General features: G+C 39.4%; 1 protein-coding gene. It reads right to left on the bottom strand.

The features are described from left to right. Nucleotides 1-56 precede the first annotated feature (56 nt). Nucleotides 57-708: LysE family translocator (locus tag ACY2RQ_RS19585; protein ID WP_490114697.1), on the bottom strand; the 652-nt coding region annotated here is incomplete at its 5' end.

Here is a 708-nt window from a genome sequence, read left to right as displayed (position 1 = left end):
CATAACGCCCGCATCAGGTGCGCCGAAGGCGTCACCTGGATGCGCTTGTTACATTTTTATTTTGAAAATGCTGACTTAACAATTGAAAAGCCCACCATGCCGAGGATTGCACCTGTTAGTTTATCGATGTAGTAAGCTAGTTTAGTGAACTTGCTTCTTACTTTGCTTGTAGATAGAAGAAATATAATAGCGGTGTCCCAGAAGAAAACTACAAGCGTCATCCATACACCAAGTGCGGTCTTGAATGCCAGACTTACATCATTAGTTAGTACTACAGTGAATAAACTCAGATAGAACAATAAATTTTTTGGATTTAAGATGCCAGACATAAAACCTGTAACGAACTCTTTTACGAAGCTCGCTTTCCCAGACTTGGGTTTATCCTTTTCTAAGGATAATTCAGCGTAAGCACTTCTCTTGGCACGTAGAGCCTGAAACGCTAGAAACATGAGGAATAATCCCCCAATAATTTTTAGCGCAATCATAAGTGAAACAGAGCTGGCAAGTATTGCTCCAACTCCAATTAAGCACAAAGCTATATAGAAAGCATTTGCAATTGATATTCCGGCAGCAACTCCAATAGCTTTACTCCTATCATTTTTAATCGCACTTTTCACAACGAGTACGAAATCAGGACCAGGGCTGAGCAATGCTAAAAAGTGAGCTAATACCACAGTCAAAAACATTATTAAATCTGATTCCATATCT

The sequence above is a fragment of the Parendozoicomonas sp. 209JJ7-1 genome (genome assembly GCF_058147085.1).
The sequence above is the reverse complement of the archived record's forward strand: the minus strand, read 5'-3'. Positions and strand labels throughout refer to the sequence as shown.